Annotated in this window: 16 protein-coding genes and 1 pseudogene; 9 read left to right on the top strand and 8 right to left on the bottom strand. The window is 70.0% G+C overall.

Annotated elements, in window-relative coordinates:
• Positions 1–10 precede the first annotated feature (10 nt).
• The 4 genes from IPZ69_RS09515 to IPZ69_RS09500 all read right to left on the bottom strand — a co-directional run bounded on the left by IPZ69_RS09515 (position 11) and on the right by IPZ69_RS09500 (position 2494).
• Positions 11–415, bottom strand: coding sequence for a PPOX class F420-dependent oxidoreductase (locus tag IPZ69_RS09515; protein WP_235453587.1), 405 nt, complete (start codon positions 413–415; stop codon positions 11–13).
• Positions 416–513: 98 nt separating this feature from the next.
• On the bottom strand, positions 514–1005 hold the full coding sequence (gene ispF, locus IPZ69_RS09510; RefSeq protein WP_235453586.1) for a 2-C-methyl-D-erythritol 2,4-cyclodiphosphate synthase: 492 nt from the start codon (positions 1003–1005) through the stop codon (positions 514–516).
• Positions 995–1759 carry a 2-C-methyl-D-erythritol 4-phosphate cytidylyltransferase gene (gene ispD / locus IPZ69_RS09505; RefSeq protein ID WP_235453585.1) on the bottom strand — a complete coding sequence of 255 codons (765 nt, stop codon included), beginning with the start codon at positions 1757–1759 and terminating at the stop codon, positions 995–997. Before ispD ends, ispF begins: the two co-directional genes overlap by 11 nt.
• A 252-nt stretch (positions 1760–2011) precedes the next feature.
• Positions 2012–2494, bottom strand: a complete 483-nt coding sequence (locus IPZ69_RS09500; protein WP_003953493.1) for a CarD family transcriptional regulator — start codon at positions 2492–2494, stop codon at positions 2012–2014.
• 628 nt (positions 2495–3122) lie between these two features.
• Here IPZ69_RS09500 and IPZ69_RS09495 point away from each other — a divergent pair.
• Positions 3123–3812, top strand: coding sequence for a DUF461 domain-containing protein (locus IPZ69_RS09495; protein ID WP_235453584.1), 690 nt, complete (start codon positions 3123–3125; stop codon positions 3810–3812).
• 134 nt (positions 3813–3946) lie between these two features.
• Here IPZ69_RS09495 and IPZ69_RS09490 read toward each other — a convergent pair whose 3' ends face one another.
• Positions 3947–4627 (bottom strand): response regulator transcription factor, encoded by a 681-nt coding sequence (locus IPZ69_RS09490; RefSeq protein ID WP_010358452.1) that lies wholly within the window; start codon positions 4625–4627, stop codon positions 3947–3949.
• Positions 4624–5916: a sensor histidine kinase gene (locus tag IPZ69_RS09485; protein ID WP_235453583.1), complete on the bottom strand. Its 1293-nt coding sequence runs from the start codon at positions 5914–5916 to the stop codon at positions 4624–4626. The genes IPZ69_RS09490 and IPZ69_RS09485 overlap by 4 nt, the downstream gene beginning before the upstream one ends.
• A gap of 222 nt (positions 5917–6138) precedes the next feature.
• Between IPZ69_RS09485 and phoU the strand changes: the two genes are divergently transcribed.
• From phoU to IPZ69_RS09470, 3 genes are all read left to right on the top strand, one after another.
• Positions 6139–6828 carry a phosphate signaling complex protein PhoU gene (phoU, locus tag IPZ69_RS09480; protein WP_235453582.1) on the top strand — a complete coding sequence of 230 codons (690 nt, stop codon included), beginning with the start codon at positions 6139–6141 and terminating at the stop codon, positions 6826–6828.
• Between the two features lie 158 nt (positions 6829–6986).
• Positions 6987–7142 carry a hypothetical protein gene (locus IPZ69_RS09475; protein ID WP_235453581.1) on the top strand — a complete coding sequence of 52 codons (156 nt, stop codon included), beginning with the start codon at positions 6987–6989 and terminating at the stop codon, positions 7140–7142.
• Between the two features lie 146 nt (positions 7143–7288).
• A complete protein-coding gene (locus tag IPZ69_RS09470) occupies positions 7289–7540 on the top strand; it encodes an SCO4226 family nickel-binding protein (protein WP_235453580.1) in 252 nt (83 codons plus the stop codon).
• 53 nt (positions 7541–7593) lie between these two features.
• Here IPZ69_RS09470 and IPZ69_RS09465 read toward each other — a convergent pair whose 3' ends face one another.
• Complete coding sequence (locus IPZ69_RS09465; protein WP_235453579.1) at positions 7594–8067, bottom strand: carboxymuconolactone decarboxylase family protein; 474 nt, start codon at positions 8065–8067, stop codon at positions 7594–7596.
• Between the two features lie 232 nt (positions 8068–8299).
• Between IPZ69_RS09465 and IPZ69_RS09460 the strand changes: the two genes are divergently transcribed.
• The 5 genes and pseudogenes from IPZ69_RS09460 to IPZ69_RS09440 all read left to right on the top strand — a co-directional run bounded on the left by IPZ69_RS09460 (position 8300) and on the right by IPZ69_RS09440 (position 13000).
• Entirely contained in the window at positions 8300–10249 is a 1950-nt protein-coding gene (locus IPZ69_RS09460) for a glycoside hydrolase family 15 protein (RefSeq protein WP_235453578.1), read from the top strand.
• A complete protein-coding gene (locus IPZ69_RS09455) occupies positions 10242–11618 on the top strand; it encodes an MFS transporter (protein ID WP_235453577.1) in 1377 nt (458 codons plus the stop codon). Before IPZ69_RS09460 ends, IPZ69_RS09455 begins: the two co-directional genes overlap by 8 nt.
• A gap of 160 nt (positions 11619–11778) precedes the next feature.
• Entirely contained in the window at positions 11779–12243 is a 465-nt protein-coding gene (locus IPZ69_RS09450) for a GNAT family N-acetyltransferase (protein WP_235453576.1), read from the top strand.
• A gap of 104 nt (positions 12244–12347) precedes the next feature.
• Positions 12348–12674: pseudogene (locus IPZ69_RS09445) on the top strand (DUF5959 family protein); the annotation flags it as partial.
• A gap of 119 nt (positions 12675–12793) precedes the next feature.
• The gene (locus tag IPZ69_RS09440; protein ID WP_235453574.1) at positions 12794–13000 is read left to right on the top strand and encodes a hypothetical protein; all 207 of its coding nucleotides are present in this window, start codon (positions 12794–12796) and stop codon (positions 12998–13000) included.
• 134 nt (positions 13001–13134) lie between these two features.
• Here IPZ69_RS09440 and IPZ69_RS09435 read toward each other — a convergent pair whose 3' ends face one another.
• The gene (locus IPZ69_RS09435) at positions 13135–13896 is read right to left on the bottom strand and encodes a phosphoglyceromutase (protein ID WP_235453573.1); all 762 of its coding nucleotides are present in this window, start codon (positions 13894–13896) and stop codon (positions 13135–13137) included.
• Between the last annotated feature and the right edge of the window lie 77 nt (positions 13897–13973).

Raw genomic sequence — 13973 nt, 5'->3', positions numbered from 1 at the left:
CCGACGCGGTTCAGAGGCTTCCCACGACCTTCCGCGCGGTGATCCGCACGACCACGCGTTCCGCGTCCTGCGCCGAAGCCGGGTTGAATTCCGCGTACTTCTTGCCGGTGTATTTCAGGGCGAGCTCGTCGATCAGTTCCTGGCCGCCCGCGGTGGTCAGTTCCGCGCTGCCGCGGATTTCCGCGTACTCGTAGGGCGAGGCCGGGTCCTGGACCACGACGCTCACCCGCGCGTCGCGGTCGAGGTTCTTCTTCTTGCGGCGGTCCACCGTCGTGGAGACGAGGATCTGCTCGCCGTCCCGCTTCACCCACACCGGGGACAGCTGCGGGCTGCCGTCGGGCTGGACGGTGCCGAGGACGATGAAGACGGGGGTGTCGAGCAGGGCCTTGAGCCGGTCGGACAGGGCGGCGGACATGGGTACCTCCGGGACCTCGGCCGACGGCCGATCGTCAGGGGTCGCTTGCGTCGGGGCTCGCTTGTCGATGATCGCTCTGCGGGTACCCTCGCACGCCCTCAGCCCACGCGCACGACGAGTGCCGTGGCGATCGCCATCAGGCCCTCGTCGCGACCGGGGAAGCCGAGGCCGTCGGTGGTGGCGCCGGAGACGGACACCGGGGCGCCCGCCGCCTCCGACAGGAGCTTCTGGGCCTCGTCGCGGCGCTTGCCGATCTTGGGGCGGGGTCCGACGACCTGGACCGCGACGTTGCCGATGCGGAAGCCGGCCTCGCGGACGATCCGGGCCGCCTCGGTCAGGAGCGTGACGCCGGACGCGCCGGACCACTCGGGGCGCCCGGTGCCGAAGTGCTGCCCGAGGTCACCGAGCCCGGCGGCCGAGAAGAGCGCGTTGCAGGCGGCGTGCGCGACGACGTCCGCGTCGGAGTGGCCGGCCAGTCCCGGCCCCTCGCCCTCCCACTTCAGGCCGGCGCACCACAGCTCGCGGCCCTCCTCGAAGGCGTGGATGTCGGTACCGATGCCGACCTGGGGAAGCACGGGGTCAGAAGCCATCGTTCAGCCTCCTGCGGGCCAGGACCGCCTCGGCGAGGACCAGGTCCAGCGGGCGGGTGACCTTGAAGGCCTCCTCGTGGCCGGGCACGACCACGACCCGCTCCCCCAGCTGCTCGACCATGCTGGCGTCGTCGGTGACGTCGCCGGTCACGGTCTCGTGCGCGCGGACCAGCGTCGTACGGTCGAAGCCCTGCGGGGTCTGCACGGCCCGCAGCCGCGCCCGCTCGGGCGTGGCGACGACCGGTTCGGGCTCGCCCGGGGCCGTGGTCGGCTCGACCTCCTTGACGGTGTCCGCGAGCGGCAGCGCGGGCACGACGGCCGCCGCGCCCTCCCGTACCGCCTCGATCACCGCGTCCACCGTGTCCACCGGGACCAGCGGCCGGGCCGCGTCGTGCACCAGGACGATGTCGTGGTCCGGGGGCAGCGCCTCCAGGCCGAGCCGCACGGATTCCTGGCGGGTGTCCCCGCCGGGGACGACCAGGAAGTCGGTGCGCTCGGGCAGCGCGTGCGCGTCGAGCAGCGACTTGACCTCGGCCGTGCCGTCGGGCGGGGCCACGACCACCACGAGGGAGACCGCGCGGGAGGCGGCCATCGCGCGGACCGCGTGGATGAGCATGGGCGTGCCGTTCAGCGCGCGTAGCGCCTTGGGGGCGCCCGGACCGAGTCGTACGCCCCGGCCGGCGGCCGGGATCACGACGGCGGTGCGGGCCTCCGTACGGGGCTCTGCAGGCGAAGGGCGCGAAACGTCAGACATCGGTTCCTGTCAGGTTTGTGTGCTCGGCCTAGGTGGGTATGGCCTCACCGTGTCGGGCGCGACACGCTCGACCGGACCCTTCCGTGACACCGGTCGAGCCGGCTGCGCGGGCCCGGCACGCCAAGTATCGGGGGCACCACCCCGGCGTACGGCATCCGAGTACGAACATGCCGCAGCGCCCGGCGACAGGAATCTTGTCATCGGGCACCGCGGCATTTCACTGTGCTGACCAGAGCAGGGCTGCTGCCTGCGTCAGGACGCGAGAACCTCGTCGAGCAGGGCCTCGGCCTTGTCCTCGTTGGTGTTCTCCGCGAGGGCGAGCTCGCTCACCAGGATCTGGCGAGCCTTGGCGAGCATGCGCTTCTCACCGGCGGAGAGTCCGCGCTCGCGCTCGCGACGCCACAGGTCACGCACGACTTCCGCGACCTTGATGACATCACCGGAGGCAAGCTTCTCCAGGTTTGCCTTGTATCGACGAGACCAGTTCGTGGGCTCCTCGGCGTACGGCGCGCGCAGCACCTCGAAGACCCGGTCCAGCCCGTCCTGACCGACCACATCACGCACGCCGACGAACTCCGCATTGTCCGCTGGCACACGTACCGTCAGGTCACCCTGGGCGACCTTCAGCACCAAGTAGGTCTTGTCCACGCCTTTGATCTGGCGAGTTTCGATGGCCTCGATCAGCGCGGCCCCGTGATGGGGATAGACCACGGTGTCGCCAACCTTGAACGTCATGTGACAGGTACCCCTTCCGTGGCTATCCAGGGTAACACGGATACGGCGTCTTCTGAATGGCGTTTTCGCAGGTCAGGGCATATCTCGGGGCTTGACAACAGCAACAGGAACGTGCTGCGCAGGCCCTGCGGAACGAGGTATTCGCAGGTCGGAGCGGCTCTCCGGGCGGAGCGAAACGGGCACGTTACACACATCCGGAGCCCCCTCCAAGTGGACGAACGTCCACATTTGTCCGGTCACAAGCGTGCGACTTCCGCTACTCCGTTCGGTGGCTCCGGTGGGCCGTGAGACGAATCCGGAATTGATCACGAGCCGTCGGCCGATCGGTAGGTGATCAATATCCGAGGTGGGCTCGCATTCCTTCACGGAAATTTTGCGCGGGGTGTTGCCGGATGTCTTACGCGCGGTGTTGCGAACCGTCTTATGTGAATGCCGGACGAACGTCTCGGCAAAGTGACTCGGGAGCCACTCAAGGGCCTCGGGTACCCCCTGCTTGAGCGATGCGTGTGAGGTTGGGGGAGGGTCGGGTGCGGCCCCGTGGGAACGGCTCGGTAGCCTAAGGTCGCTGACAGACACTTAGGGCGGCTTTATAAGGAGTCGCCCGTGCGTTCAAGGAGTTGCCGCCGCCGTGAGCAGCAGCCTTCGACGCGGCGCCCTCGCCGCCTCCGCCGTCGTGTTCTCCATCGCCTCGCTCGCCGCCTGTGGCGCAGGCAACAACTCACAGACGCTGCAGGTCAAGCCGGACAACGCGGCGACGTCCGTCGGTGCCATCAAGGTGCAGAACGCGACGGTCATCACCCAGCCCGACCTGCAGTCCACGGGTCCGGCCGTGATCTCCGCGACCGTGTTCAACACCGGCACCACCGACCAGACCCTGCAGTCGATCGTCGTGCCCGGCACCGGCAAGACCGCCCAGCTGAGCCCGGCCAAGGGCGGGTCCCTGACCGTGCCGGCCGGCGGCTCGCTGATCATCGGCGGCAAGGACAACGCCTCCGCCGTGCTCGCCAGCAGCCGTGAGGCGGTCCGGGACGGCAACGCCCAGAAAATCACCTTCACCTTCACCAAGACCGGTGACGTGAGCCTGCGCGCCTTCGTCGTCCCGGCCAAGAGCTACTTCACCGGCTGGGGCCCGAGCGAGATCCCGACGCCGTCCGCGTCGGCCACGGGCAGCCCGGCCGCGGGCGCCACGGCGTCCGACAACAAGAAGCCGAAGAAGGGCGCCTCCGCCTCGGCGACCGAGTCCGCCGACGGCTCCGCGTCCACGGGTTCGACCCCGAGCGACTCCGCGTCGGCGTCGACCACGCCGTCCGGCAACTGAGCGGTCGTACGAAACAGCGGTACACAGCGGCCGTACGAAACGGCCGTACGACGAAGGGCGGTCCCCCCGCTGAGGGGGACCGCCCTTCGTCGTACGGCTCGGCCCTTGCCGGGCCTTCAGGGCCGGCGGTCGGTCTACGGCTCGAACTTGTAGCCCAGGCCGCGGACCGTGACCAGGTAGCGCGGGGCGCCCGGGTCCGGCTCGATCTTGGCGCGCAGACGCTTGACGTGGACGTCGAGGGTCTTGGTGTCACCGACGTAGTCGGCGCCCCAGACGCGGTCGATCAGCTGCATACGGGTCAGCACGCGGCCGGCGTTGCGCAGCAGCATCTCCAGCAGGTCGAACTCCTTGAGCGGGAGGTCCACCTTGGAGCCGGAGACGGTGACCACGTGCCGGTCGACGTCCATGCGGACCGGGCCGGCCTCCAGGGCCGCCGGCGTGACCTCCTCCGGCTCGCCGCGGCGACGCAGCACGGCCCGGATACGGGCGACCAGCTCGCGCGAGGAGAAGGGCTTGGTGACGTAGTCGTCGGCTCCTATCTCCAGGCCGACGACCTTGTCGATCTCGCTGTCCTTGGCGGTCACCATGATGACGGGGACGTTGGAGCGGCCGCGCAGTTGGCGGCACACCTCCGTGCCGGGCAGCCCCGGCAGCATCAGGTCGAGGAGGACGAGGTCGGCGCCGTTGCGCTCGAACTCGTCGAGTCCGTCGGGCCCGGTGGCCGCCACGGCGACCTCGAAGCCCTCCTTACGGAGCATGTACGACAGGGCGTCGGAGAAGGACTCCTCGTCCTCGACGACGAGCACTCGGGTCACGGAAGGACCTCCGGGGCGGGAAGCGTTTCGTACGCGGCTGAGTCGGGGGATACGCCGGAATCGGGGGATCCGGAAGTTGAGTGTGCGGCCTGACCCGCCTCTTCGTCGAGGTCGGGGTGCTGCTGAGCGCGGTCACGGGCCGCACCCGCCTCCGGCAGCCGGAGGGTGAAAGTGGAGCCCTGGCCTTCGGCGCTCCACACCGTGACCTCCCCGCCGTGCGAGGCGACCACGTGCTTGACGATGGCGAGACCCAGACCGGTGCCGCCGGTGGCCCGCGAGCGGGCCGGGTCGACGCGGTAGAAGCGCTCGAAGATGCGCTCCTTGTCCTTGTCCGAGATGCCGATGCCCTGGTCGGTCACGGCGAGCTCGATGAGGTCCCCGCCGGAACCGCTGACCCGGCGGGCGGCTATGCCGACGCGGGTGCGGGCCGGGGAGTAGTTCACGGCGTTCTCGACGAGGTTGCCGATGGCGGCGGCGAGCTGCCCGCGGTTTCCCCAGACGTGCAGGTCGGCGGTGCCGCCCGCGGCCATGGTGATCTGTTTGGTGCCTGCCTGGTGGCGGCAGCGGTCGATCGCCTCCGCCACCAGTTCGTCGACCCGGACCGGCTCGGCGTCCTCCAGCGGGTCGTCGTTCTGTACCCGGGACAGGTCGATGAGCTCCTGGACCAGGTTGGTCAGCCGGGTGGCTTCGATCTGCATGCGACCGGCGAAGCGCTGCACGGCCTCCGGATCGTCGGAGGCGTCCATGACCGCCTCGGACAGGAGGGAGAGTGCGCCCACCGGGGTCTTCAGCTCATGGCTGACGTTCGCGACGAAGTCGCGTCGTACCGCCTCGATACGCCGGGCCTCGGTGAGGTCCTCGACGAGGAGGAGGACGAGCCGGGATCCGAGGGGCGCGACGCGGGCGGACACGGCGAGTGCCTCGCCCCTGCCCGTCCCGCGCCTCGGCAGATCCAGCTCGACCTGGCGTATCTCTCCGTCGCGCCGCGTGTCCCTCGCCATCTGGAGCATGGGCTCCACGGCAAGCTTTCCGCCACGGACGAGCCCGAGGGCGTACGCCGCGGAGCTCGCCTTGACGACGGCGTCGGCCTCGTCGAGGACGACGGCCGAGGACCGGAGCACGGACAGCACGGTGTCCACGCCCGGCGGAAGCACGGGGTCGGTGTGCAGAGAAGTCCTGGTGGGCCGCTTCTGGTCGCGTTCGCTCCAGCGGAACGCCAGCATGGCGATGACACCGGTGAGCACCCCGGCGATCGCTGCCGCTGCGGCGACCGCCGCGTTCACGTCCATGCACCCAGGTTAGGCATGGCCTACGACATCCCCACAGCCGTCGAGGTGCGACCTCCGACACTCGTCGCCCAGAGTTCACCTTGGAGCCAGTATTGGTTCATTTGGGGTGGCGGAAACGGACGCGTACGGGCCGGAACGTGGGAGCGTGGGGTTCGCATGGCTGGTTTGTCACGGGCCCCGGCCCCCGGAGCCCCCGAAGAACACGCACGAGAGGGAACCCTGATGCGGGACGCGTACCACGAGGAACTGGACTCGATCGGCGACGGTCTGGTGGAGATGGCCCGGCTGGTCGGGTCGGCGATCGGGCGCGCCACGACGGCCATCCTCGACTCCGACCTCAAGCTGGCCGAGAGCGTCATCGAGGCCGACAAGAAGGTCGACGAACTGCAGCACGACCTGGAGGCGCGGGCGATAGCCCTGCTCGCCCGCCAGCAGCCGGTGGCCACGGATCTGCGGATCGTGGTGACCTCACTTCGTATGTCGGCCGACCTGGAGCGCTCCGGCGACCTCGCCCAGCATGTGGCGAAGCTCGCACGGCTGCGTTTCCCGGAGCGGGCCGTCCCCCACGACCTGCACGCCACGATCCTCGAAATGGGCCAGCTCGCCCAGCGTCTGATGGCCAAGGCGGCCGAGGTGATCGTCTCCAAGGACGTCGACCTCGCCCTGCAGCTGGAGCAGGACGACGACGAGATGGACCTGCTGCACCGCACCCTGTTCCAGCACCTGATCGACGAGCGCTGGAAGCACGGCATCGAGACGGCCGTCGACGTGACCCTGCTCGGCCGCTACTACGAGCGGTACGCCGACCACGCGGTGGCGGTCGCCAAGCGCGTGGTGTTCCTGGTCACGGGCGAGCACGCGGACGACCTCCAGCAGGACATCCAGCCGGTGACCGGGCCCGAGGGCAAGTAACCCCCCGGGGTCGGCCGAGGGCTTCCGCGAGCCCCAAGGGGGCTCGCGGGGTTCGGTTCGGGCGTGCGGGCGCCACTGTGCGCCGTTGATGCGCCCGAGATACCGGGCATGAAATGGGCAAAGGCAGCAGGCAGGCCCAAGCCTCTAGGAGGGGACCCATGGCCGAATCCCCCAGCACCACGCCCGACCCCACACAGGAGCGCGAGACCGACCAGCCCACTGAGATCAGAAGCCTCCCGCTCTTCGGCGCGTGCGGCTGCGGCTCGGGCTGCGGCTGCGGGTGCCAGTCGGGCAACCCCTGCCAGTGCGGCTGACGGCAGGCATCCGCTACGACGGCGAAGGTCCCCGGTGCCCTGCGGCACCGGGGACCTTCGGCGTACCCGGGGCCGTCCGGTCGCTGTGACGGGGCCGCGAGGCGCAGCATGTAAGGGAGCACCAGGCACGAAGGGGGTGCGTGGCCATGACCCAGTTCATGGACGTCCACCACGGGATGCAGGGCATCACCGACGAGGAGCTCCAGCGGGCCCACGCGGCCGACCTGGCCATAGAGAAAGAGGAGGGCGTGCACTTCGAACGGGCGTGGGCGGATCCCGTGTCCGGCACCGTGTACTGCCTCTCCGAGGCCCCTTCCGCCGAAGCGGTCCGGCGCATCCACGAACGCGCGGGGCACCCTGCGGACGAGATCCGCCCCGTGCCCCTGTCCATCTGGTGACGCCCGCCCCGGGCTCCGCGACAGCGACGCCCGGGGGTCGGTGGGCCGTCCGGTCAGTGGACCTGGCCGACTTCGTAGTCGCCGGCGGGCTGCTGGGTGATGACGTTCCCGCGGTTGAAGGCGTTGATGACGGCGATCTGCGCCACCAGGGCGGCGAGCTGCTCCTCGTCGTAGTGCTTGGCGGCGTTCGCCCACACCTCGTCCGTGACGCCGCCGGCCGCGTCGGCGATCCGGGTGCCCTGCTCGGCCAGCTCCAGCGCGGCGCGCTCGGCGTCGGTGAACACCGTGGCCTCGCGCCAGGCCGCGACCAGGTGGAGACGTACCGCGGTCTCCCCCGCCGCCGCGGCCTCCTTGGTGTGCATGTCGATGCAGCCGGCGCAGCCGTTGATCTGGCTGGCGCGCAGGTTCACCAGTTCGCGCGTCGCCGCCGGCAGCGTCGATTCCGCGAGCGCCTTGCTCGCGGCGATGAGGTGCTTGATGGCCTTGGCCGCGGCCGGGGCAGCCATGACATTCAACCGAGCTTCCATGGTGAACTCCTGTGCCGTTGTGAGTGGTTACACCCCTAGGACCCCGCGCCCCCGCGCGCTGTGACACGAGCGGATGTGATCTGCGTCTCCCGCCCCGCGCAAGGTGTCCGCCCCTCGGCTCCCCGCCCTCCGCCCTGCGGTCGGGGGCGCCCATTCACCCCCCGCGGGTGAGGCCGTACCGCCGGGAACGCCGGACCCTTGGCGTGACTGTCGCTGCGACGAGGGAGCCCAGGTGAACCGGTATCCGCCCATCGCCGAGCACGGCATGGTCGGCGATCTTCAGACCGCCGCCCTGGTCTCCTCCGGCGGTGACATCGACTGGTGGTGCACGCCGCGCTTCGACTCGCCCAGCGTCTTCGCCTCCCTCCTGGACAGCGAGCGCGGAGGGCACTGCCTGCTCGCCGCGCGGTCCCCGGACGGCAACGGCATGACGGACCGGCAGCTGTACCTGTCCGACACGGCCGTGCTGATCACCCGCTTCATGGCACCCGGCGGAGTCGGCGAGGTGGCCGACTTCATGGTGCCCATCGACTCCTCGACGGCGCAGGCCACGCACCGTCTGGTGCGGGTCGCCCGGGTGGTCCGGGGCAGCCTCCCCTTCGCCCTCGACTGCCGCCCGCGCTTCGACTACGGCCGCGCCACGCACACCCTCACGCAGGCCGACGCCCACTCCGCGCGCTTCCACGGCCCGGGCACGGACCTGCACGTGCAGTCCACGGTCGGGATCCCGCTGCACGCGGAGGGCAACGACATCACCGCCCGCTTCACCCTCTCGGCCGGCCAGGCCGCCGCGGTCGTGCTGACGACTTCGGCGAGCGACGACACCGTCCCGCCGCCCCCGTCCCTGGAACGGGTCGCCGAGGACTTCGACACGTGCCGCTCCTTCTGGCTGTCCTGGCTGCACTCCTGCACCTACCGCGGCCGCTGGCGGGACATCGTGAACCGCTCGGCGATCACCCTCAAGCTGCTCACGTACGCGCCGACCGGGGCACCCATCGCGGCGGCCACCATGGGACTGCCCGAGCAGATCGGCGGCGAGCGCAACTGGGACTACCGCTACACCTGGATCCGCGACGCGGCGCTGTCCGTCCGGGCCCTGATCGATCTGGGCTTCCACGACGAGGCGCACGCCTTCCGCCGCTGGCTGCGCGACCGTATCGAGGCCGGGGGCACCGCCTCGGGCGATCCGCTGCAGATCATGTACCGCATCGACGGCGACCCCCACCTGACGGAGGAAACCCTCGACCACCTGGAGGGCTACCAGGGCTCACGGCCCGTACGCGCGGGCAACGCGGCCGCCGACCAGCTCCAGCTCGACATCTACGGCGAGGCCTCGGACGCCCTGATCGTCGGGGGCGACATCGGTGCGCTCCGCGGCTGGGGGGCGCTGCGCGGCGTGCTGGACTGGCTCGCCGGCCACTGGGACCGGCCGGACGAGGGCATCTGGGAGACCCGGGGCGGGCGGCAGAACTTCACCTACAGCCGGCTGATGACCTGGGTGGCGTTCGACCGCGGCATCCACGCGGCCAACAGCTTCTCCCGGCCGGCCGACGTCGCCCGGTGGACCCGTACCCGGGACGCGGTCTTCCAGGAGATAGTCGACCGCGGCTGGCACGAGAAGCGGCAGGCCTTCGTCCAGCACTACGACACCGACGTCCTGGACGCCTCCCTGCTGCTCATGCCGAGGGTCGGCTTCATCTCGCCCCACGATCCCGACTGGCTCAGCACCCTCGATGCCATGAACGAGGAACTGGTCAGCGACAGCCTCGTCTACCGGTACGACCCCAAGGCCTCCCCCGACGGACTGCGCGGCTCGGAGGGCACGTTCAACCTGTGCAGCTTCTTCTACGTCGAGGCACTCGCCCGCAGCGGCAGGCTCAACCAGGCCCGGCACGCCTTCGACAAGATGCTCACCTACGCCAACCATGTCGGCCTGTTCGCCGAGGAGATCGGGCCCTCGGGGGAACAACTCGGCAACTTCCCGCAGGCGTTCACCCACCTCTCCCTGGTCACCGCGGCCTTGGCGCTCGACGAGGAACTGAGCAAGGAACGGCCCCGCTCCCGGGCCGAGGATCGCGGGCGCCCGACGATCTCCGGCCTCACGGCTCCCGCCGAGGACGACACGGGGGACGGCTCAGGGGACGCCTCGGGGAGCGCCTCGGGGGGCGGCTCCGGTGATTGAGACGGCCGAGGGACAGCGCGCGGCGGGGCAGGGGCGGGTGCTGGCCGCCCTGGCCCTCGCCCAGTTCATCTGCAGCTTCGCCGGCTCCAACATGAACGTGATGATCAACGACATCAGCAGGGACCTGGACACCACCGTCCAGGGCGTACAGGTGGCGATCACCGTCTTCCTGCTGGTGATGGCGGCGCTGATGATCCCCGGCGGCAAGCTGACCGACCGCTACGGCCGCAAGCGGTGCTTCATGACCGGCCTCGTCGTCTACGCGATCGGCGCCCTGCTGAGCGCGGCGGCTCCCGGACTCGGCGTGCTGATCCTCGGCAACTCGATCCTCGAAGGGATCGGCACCGCGCTGCTCATCCCGCCCGTCTACATCCTCACGACGCTGCTCTACCCGGACGTGACCTCCCGCGCCCGCGCCTTCGGCGTGATCATGGCGCTGGGCGGCGCCGGCGCCGCCGCCGGACCGCTGATCGGCGGACTCATCACCACGGGCATCAGCTGGCGCGCGGCCTTCGTGTTCCAGGCCCTGGTCATCGCGGTGATCGTCGCGCTCAGCCGGCACATCGAGGATCCCCTGCCACCCGATCCGACCCGCTCCTTCGACACCACCGGCGCGGTCCTCTCGGCCGCGGGTCTCGTCCTCGTCGTCATGGGCATCCTGGCCGCGGACAACAACGTCTGGCTCATGGTCGCCCTGCTGGTCCTGGGCGTGCTCGTGCTGTGGTGGTTCTTCCGCCACGTACGCGCCGAGGAGGCGGCCGGCAAGGAACCGCTGCTGTCGCTCAGCCTGTTCCGCAACCGCACGTCCAACCTCGGGCTCATCACGCAGAACGTCCAGTGGCTGATGCTCCTGGGTTCGTCGTTCACGGTGGCGGCCTACCTCCAGGTCGTACGCCACTACGACGCCATCCAGACCGGGGTCGTCTTCACCGCGGCCACGCTGGGGCTCCTGGTCTCGTCCCTGTCCGCCGAACGCCTGGCCGAGCGGCGCCCCCAGCGCACGCTCATCATGACCGGCTTCGTCGTCTCCATCGCCGGTGTGGTCGTCCTGATCGCCCTGGCCGCCGCCTTCTCCTCGGCCTGGGCCTTCGTCCCCGGACTCCTGCTGATCGGACTCGGCATGGGCGTGATGCTGACCCCGTCGGTCAACGTCGTGCAGTCGAGCTTCCCGGAAGACCAACAGGGCGAGATCTCGGGCCTGTCCCGCAGCGTGTCGAACCTCGGCTCGTCCTTCGGCACGGCCATAGCCGGCACCATCCTGGTCTCCGGCCTCACGAAGGGCGCCTACGCCGCGGCGATGACCACCCTCGCGGTCATAGGCCTGGCCGGCTTGGCAGCGGCATTCCGGCTGCCGCACCGCCGTACGTAGCCGGTATCGCCCTCGGCGTCGGCGCCGCCGCCGTTACGGGCCGAACACCGTGAACATGTGGACCGCGCCGGCGCCCTGCATCTACCGGGAGCGCGAGCCGACGGTCTTCTCTCCCAAAAAGTGCGAGAAATCGGTAGGGGCCCGGGGATAACCTCCCGCGGTGACCTCACCTGACCAGCCCCTCGTGGACCCCGAGTTCGCCGTACCGCACCCGCCTGCCACCGACCGCTTCCGCCTGGAGCCCCTCGGCCCTCAGCACAATGCTGCCGATCACGCAGCCTGGACCTCCAGCATCGCCCACATCCGAGCCACCTCCGACTTCGCCGGCGGCTCCTGGCCGCCTCCAGGGGGCATGTCCCTGGACGCCAACCTCCACGACCTGCGCCGGCACGCGGAGGACTTCGAACGGCGCGTCGGCTTCACCTACACCGTCCTGTCGGTCCCTGGGGACGACGTCATCGGCTGCGTCTACATCTACGGCTCGCGCCAGGAGCCCGGTGTCACTGACGTCCGCTCCTGGGTCCGGGCGGACCACGCTTCTCTCGACGCCGAGCTCTACCGCGTCGTCAGCGACTGGCTGGCCCGCGCATGGCCCTTCGAGCGTGTGGCATACACGCCTCGCTGAGCCATGCGATCCGAGCCGTCACGTCCGTCCGTCCGTCCGGCAAGATGCTCGGATCTTGTCATCGGGGAGGGAATGCATGAACTCGGCGGGAGTCCCTCAGCGCCACCTTCTCGGTGACCCTCCTCCCTGAAGATCTGGCCGACTGGGAGGACACCTTGGCGACCCTGGAGACCCGTCGATTCGCCATGTGGCTCACCTCGGGGCGGACACCGTCCTTGAAGTTCAAGCCCGACGGCCACGACCGGATGTCGGTGTCGGCCCACGACGGACCCGCCTCAGGGGTCACCGTGACCGTCCCGCTGTTCGCACTGCCGACGGGTTGGGTCAGCAAACAGCGCGACCTGCTCGCCCGGGTGCACGAGGTCTACCCCCGCGAAGTCGTGGAGACGTCACCCGGTGCCTACGAGCGGCACCGGGACAGCGACGCCTGACGGCCCGGGCCGAGCACTGAGCAGTTCACCCGAATGGCGCAACATGACGTGCCACCCACATGGGTGAAGATCAAGCTGACTAGTGCCCCAAACGAGGCAATCCGTGAAAGGGGAACCACATGCGCATCGGACGAATCCTCGCCGCCGTCATCGCCACGGCAGCCCTAGCCGGACTCGGCCTCACAGGCGCCGCCACCGCCACCGCCGCCGCACAGGGCAACCCGTCCTACGTCACTCCTTCTGAGTGCAAGCAGGGCGGCGGAACGGCCGATCTGACGGACAACCTCTGCAAGGGCGGTACGCACGACGGGGAGAAGGTCGACTGAACCCCACAAGGCGCCCCGCAGCCACGCGCCGCGGGGCGCTCCCGCGCGAGCGTTGAGGTTCCAGGGAGGTCCCAGAGCGCGAAAATGCCCCTGATCCGCACCGGAAGCGCAGATCAGAGGCATGATCACAAAAGCTACTTCTTCTTGCCCTGATTCTTGACCGCCTCGATGGCGGCCGCTGCCGCCTCGGGGTCCAGGTACTTGCCGCCGGGGGTGCGCGGCTTGAAGTCGGCGTCGAGTTCGTAGTACAGGGGGATGCCCGTGGGGATGTTCAGGCCCGCGATGTCGGCGTCGGAGATGCCGTCGAGGTGCTTGACCAGGGCGCGCAGGCTGTTGCCGTGGGCGGCGACGAGGACCGTGCGGCCGGCCAGGAGGTCGGGGACGATGCCGTCGTACCAGTACGGGAGCATGCGGACGACGACGTCCTTCAGGCACTCCGTGCGCGGGCGCAGCTCCGGCGGGATGGAGGCGTAGCGGGGGTCGCCCGACTGGGACCACTCCGTGCCGTCCTCGAGCGGCGGCGGCGGGGTGTCGTAGGAGCGGCGCCACAGCATGAACTGCTCCTCGCCGAACTCGGCGAGCGTCTGCGCCTTGTCCTTGCCCTGGAGCGCGCCGTAGTGGCGCTCGTTCAGGCGCCAGGAGCGGTGGACCGGGATCCAGTGACGGTCGGCGGCCTCCAGCGCGAGCTGCGCGGTGCGGATCGCGCGCTTCTGGAGGGACGTGTGGACCACGTCGGGGAGGAGATCGGCGTCCTTCAGGAGCTCGCCACCGCGGACTGCCTCCTTCTCGCCCTTCTCGTTCAGGTTGACGTCCACCCAACCGGTGAACAGGTTCTTCGCATTCCACTCGCTCTCGCCGTGGCGGAGGAGGATCAGCTTGTACGGTGCGTCGGCCATGCCCCAGAGCGTAATCCACGCTTTCGGACCCCCGCTGGAGTGCCCGGGGAGCGGACGGACAGCGGACGAGCAGCGGA

Source organism: Streptomyces olivochromogenes (assembly GCF_021538895.1).
Lineage (GTDB): Bacteria > Actinomycetota > Actinomycetes > Streptomycetales > Streptomycetaceae > Streptomyces > Streptomyces olivochromogenes_A.
The sequence above is the reverse complement of the archived record's forward strand: the minus strand, read 5'-3'. Positions and strand labels throughout refer to the sequence as shown.